Source organism: Pseudomonas sp. 28 E 9 (assembly GCF_900004785.1).
Classification (GTDB): Bacteria; Pseudomonadota; Gammaproteobacteria; order Pseudomonadales; family Pseudomonadaceae; genus Aquipseudomonas; species Aquipseudomonas orientalis_A.
On the sequence record NZ_CVTK01000003.1, the window covers coordinates 1 to 4,491 of the forward strand.

The following is a 4,491-nucleotide window of genomic DNA, read 5'->3' on the forward strand; positions in this document are numbered from 1 at the left end:
CTTACTTTTGCGCTTTTCAAAAGTGAGCCGCTGTAAAAGCGGAACCCATAGCAGCCATGACCGCAGAAACGGATATGTACTCGGTCTGATCCAACATCCTGGTCGGCCCTAAGGCCGCCATCGGGGCAAGCCCCCTCCCACATTTGGATTTGTGGGGTATCAGTAAGATAGGCTGCTGTGCCCCCTACGGGTAGCAACGGGGAGCAAGTTCGGCGTCACGCCAAAGTTGTGTAGATACCTATGGCGCGTTCCGCATGTAGGAATTTTCGGTGGGATTTAACCCCGTCACGCGTGGCGCTTATCCTGATTTCGCTGCTGGCCTTTCAATGTGCCGTGAATGGGTGAACATTTGTATCATCTGGTCACGGTCTCAAGGAGGCACGGCGATGGCCGCTGTCATCGGCATCAAAGGGCATTGCGCCCACTGCGACATGACGTTTGAACTCAAACCCTGGCAACTGAACGCCATCGCCATCGACGAACCCTTCGTCTGTACCTATTGCCACACATGCCTGCAGCTGTGTTGCCGCAAGCAGCTGCGTCGCTTTCGTGCCCTGGACCACTGGGCGCTGGTGCCGCCCGGCATGATCATGCTGACCTGCGCGACCCTCCTGGCGGCGCTGTTTGCAGAGTGGCTGGGGCTGCTCAGTGTGATCGGGCAATTCAACATTTCGCTGACGACGCTGTTGATCCACTTTCTGGTGCTGCGCTACGTGCGTCACCGGCAACGGATGACCTTGAACCTGCAAGTCGTCAGCCGCTTACCACTGGAACAGCTCGCACGCATTGCGTGTGCTCGCCTCAGCCAGCCGTGACGCGCTGATGCCCATCCGCTCGGCCAGGGCGCTGCAGATGTCCGGCAAGTGGTGTGGGCTGTTGCGCCGGCCCGGATACATGGCCGGGGCCATATCCGGCGCGTCCGTCTCCAGCACCACCGCTTCCAATGGCAATTGGGCCAGCACCTTGTGCATGCGCAAGGCCTGGGGCCAGGTCGCGGCACCGCCCAGGCCCAGCTTGAAGCCCAGCTTGATGTACTCGCGGGCCTCTTCCCGGCTGCCGGCGAACGCATGAATGATGCCGCCACGCGGCAGGCGGATGCGCTTGAGTGTGGCGATCACCGCCGCGTGACTGCGGCGTACGTGGAGCAAGGCGGGCAGGGCGAAATCCACCGCCAGTTTCAACTGGGCTTCGAACAGCGCTTGCTGGCGCGCTCGGTCCAGATGCTCAAGAAAGTAATCCAGGCCGATTTCACCCACGGCGCACAGTTGCCGGTGGCCCTGCAGGCGCGTCAGCCAGTCGCCCAATTCCAGCAGGTCGGCAGGGCGGTGCTCATCGAGATACACCGGGTGCAGGCCGAAGGCGGCGAACAAGCCTTCATCCTCCACCACCAGATCCCACAACCTTTGCCAATTGCGCTGATAAACCCCGAGCACCACCATGCGCCGCACACCGAGTTGACGGCTGCGGGCGAGGACTTGCGGACGGTCACTGTCGAAGTCCGCGAAATCCAGGTGGGTGTGGGTGTCGATCAGCTCCACACTCAGGCCTCGTGAATACGCTGCTTGAAGGTTCGGCTGATGCCGTGCACGCCGGGTTGGTAATGTTCTTCTTCAATGGCCGCCAGGGCCAGGCGCAGGGCGGTGTCGGCGATCAGTTGGTGCTGCTGGGCCATGGCGTTGACCGGCAGCGGCAGGAAGTCCAGCAATTGGGTATCGCCGAAGGTGCCCAGGCGCAGTGGCCGCGACTTGAGCGGGAAGTCGTGCAGTGCGTCAAACACGCCTTGCAGCAGCACGTAGGACGTGGTCACCAGCGCGTCAGGCAGATGCCCCAGGCGCTGCAGTAATTGCTCCATCAGCTGTCGCCCGCAGTCGCGGCTGAAGGCTTCGCCCTGTTCGATGATCACCTCGCCGGTAAAGCCTTGCAGGGCTTCACGAAAACCCGCAGCACGTTCCTGGCTGATGCTCAGCTCCGGATGGGCGCCGATCAGCGCGATTTGCTTGGGCAACGGTTGCAGCAGGCTGCCGGTGAGCTGCTGGCAGGCTTGGCGGTCGTCGCTGACCACCGAGCAGAACTGGCTGGGCTCCATCACCCGGTCGATGGCGATCACCGGCAAGCCTTTGGCTTGCAGTTCGCGATAGCTGTCATCCTCAGCGGGCAGGCAGCTGGCGACAAACAGCGCATCGCAGCGCCGCGCGCGGAACAGTTGCAGCAATTGGCGCTCACTGTCAGCCTCATCGTCGGAGCTGGCGATCAGCAATTGATAGCCGCGCGCCCGTGCGCCTTGTTCGAGCAACTTGGCAATGCGTGCGTAACTGGGGTTCTCCAGGTCCGGCAGGATAAAGCCCAGGGTGCGCGTGTGCCGGCTGCGCAAGCCGGCGGCTTGCGGGTTAGGCGTAAAACCGTGGGCCTGGACCACGGCCCGCACGCGCTCCACCGTTGCGTTGCTGATACGTTGTTGTTCGGCCTTGCCATTGATGACATAGCTGGCGGTTGTGACCGACACACCGGCCAGACGTGCGATATCACTGAGTTTCAAACCGGGTTTCCTTGTTTTTTTGAGCGTGCCCCGACATTTTGTCCAATCGTAACCGATTCCCGCATACGACCAATGTCCCACAACAGGCGCCGAGTGGCCCTTCAAGCTTGCGCAATTAACGCGTAATCTGCCATAAATTCTAGATTAAACGTTTCAGCAAGGGTATTTTTACGATGTTCGCCGCTGAGTGGCTACTGCCAACTGACCGCTCAGTCAGTTACTTTTGAACACCGCTAAGCTGATTTATTCAAAACAATACCTAGTGCGCATCCCGCACTAACTAGGAGAACGGCATGCTCGAGCTCACTGTAGAGCAGATATCCATGGGCCAGGTGGCGGTGGATAAATCTGCGGCCTTGCACCTGCTCGCGGAAAAACTGGTGGCCGATGGCCTGGTTGCCGAAGGTTATCTCAGTGGCTTGCAAGCCCGTGAAGCCCAAGGCTCGACCTTTCTTGGCCAAGGCATCGCCATTCCTCACGGCACCCCGGAAACCCGCGACCAGGTGTTTTCCACCGGCGTGCGTCTGTTGCAGTTTCCCGAAGGCGTGGACTGGGGCGACGGCCAGGTCGTGTACCTGGCGATCGGGATTGCCGCCAAATCCGATGAACACTTGCGCCTGCTGCAATTGCTGACCCGCGCGCTGGGTGAGACCGACCTCGGCCAGGCGCTGCGCCGTGCCGGTTCCGCCGACGCCTTGCTGAAACTGCTGCAAGGCGCGCCGCAGGAACTGGCACTGGATGCACAGATGATCAGCCTCGGCGTGTCGGCCGATGATTTCGAGGAACTGGTGTGGCGCGGCGCGCGCCTGTTGCGCCAGGCCGATTGCGTGAGCAATGGGTTTGCCGCCGTGTTGCAGCAAGTCGATGCACTGCCCCTGGGCGATGGCCTGTGGTGGCTGCACAGCGAGCAGACGGTCAAGCGTCCGGGCCTGGCCTTCGTCACGCCGGACAAGCCCATGCGCTACCTGGGCCAGCCGCTCAATGGCCTGTTTTGCCTGGCCAGCCTGGGCGAAGCACATCAGGCGTTGCTCGAGCGCCTGTGCGCCTTGCTGATCGAAGGGCGCGGCCAGGAATTGGGCCGCGCCACCAGCAGTCGTGCCGTGCTTGAGGTGCTGGGTGGCGAACTGCCGCCCGACTGGCCGAGCGCGCGCATCACCCTGGCCAATGCCCACGGGTTACATGCACGCCCGGCGAAGATCCTCGCGCAACTGGCGAAAAGCTTCGACGGCGATATTCGCCTGCGCATTATCGATGGTCCGGTCGGCGCGGTATCGGTTAAAAGCCTGAGCAAGCTGTTGAGCCTCGGCGCGCGGCGTGGCCAGGTGCTGGAATTCGTCGCCGAGCCGAGCATTGCCGGGGACGCGCTGCCGGCTTTGTTGGCCGCAATTGAAGAAGGCCTGGGCGAAGCGGTCGAGCCTTTGCCGACCGTCAGCGCCCAGCCCGCCACCGTCGACATCGAACCGGTGATCAGCGCGCCGCTGTCCGGTAGCCAGATCCAGGCAATTGCCGCCGCGCCCGGTATCGCCATCGGCCCCGCGCATATCCAGGTGCAGCAGGTATTCGACTACCCACTGCGCGGTGAGTCCTGCGCGGTTGAGCGCCAGCGCCTGCAGGCTGCGCTGAGTGATGTGCGTCGCGATATCGAGGGCCTGATCGAACGCAGCCAGTCCAAGGCGATTCGCGAGATCTTCATCACTCACCAGGAAATGCTCGACGACCCGGAGCTGACCGACGAAGTCGATACGCGCCTCAAGCAAGGCGAAAGCGCCGAGGCGGCCTGGATGAGCGTGATCGAAGCGGCTGCCCGGCAGCAGGAGTCGTTGCAGGATGCCTTGCTCGCCGAGCGCGCCGCCGACCTGCGCGACATCGGTCGCCGCGTACTGGCGCAACTGTGCGGCGTCGACACCGCGCAGGAGCCCAATGAACCCTACATCCTGGTGATGGACGAAGTCGGC

Annotated in this window: 4 protein-coding genes; 2 read left to right on the forward strand and 2 right to left on the reverse strand. The window is 62.3% G+C overall.

What is annotated here, in order from left to right; genetic code table 11:
* Positions 1-386: 386 nt before the first annotated feature.
* The gene (locus tag BFQ00_RS00170) at positions 387-815 is read left to right on the forward strand and encodes a hypothetical protein (RefSeq protein ID WP_065887981.1); all 429 of its coding nucleotides are present in this window, start codon (positions 387-389) and stop codon (positions 813-815) included.
* On the opposite strand, the gene BFQ00_RS00175 is transcribed toward BFQ00_RS00170, so the two are convergent.
* Together BFQ00_RS00175 and cra are read right to left on the reverse strand one after the other, a co-directional pair.
* The gene (locus tag BFQ00_RS00175) at positions 762-1,538 is read right to left on the reverse strand and encodes a TatD family hydrolase (protein ID WP_065932271.1); all 777 of its coding nucleotides are present in this window, start codon (positions 1,536-1,538) and stop codon (positions 762-764) included. The genes BFQ00_RS00170 and BFQ00_RS00175 overlap by 54 nt on opposite strands.
* Before the next feature lie 2 nt (positions 1,539-1,540).
* On the reverse strand, positions 1,541-2,536 hold the full coding sequence (cra, locus tag BFQ00_RS00180) for a catabolite repressor/activator (RefSeq protein ID WP_065932272.1): 996 nt from the start codon (positions 2,534-2,536) through the stop codon (positions 1,541-1,543).
* Between the two features lie 293 nt (positions 2,537-2,829).
* Here cra and fruB point away from each other — a divergent pair.
* On the forward strand, positions 2,830-4,491 hold a 1,662-nt coding region (gene fruB, locus BFQ00_RS00185; protein WP_139114952.1), incomplete at its 3' end, for a fused PTS fructose transporter subunit IIA/HPr protein.

Bases quoted from the DNA above. Each gene is read 5' to 3' on its own strand.
- BFQ00_RS00170 (WP_065887981.1), top strand. From the start codon at position 387: ATGGCCGCTGTCATCGGCATCAAAGGGCATTGCGCCCACTGCGACATG.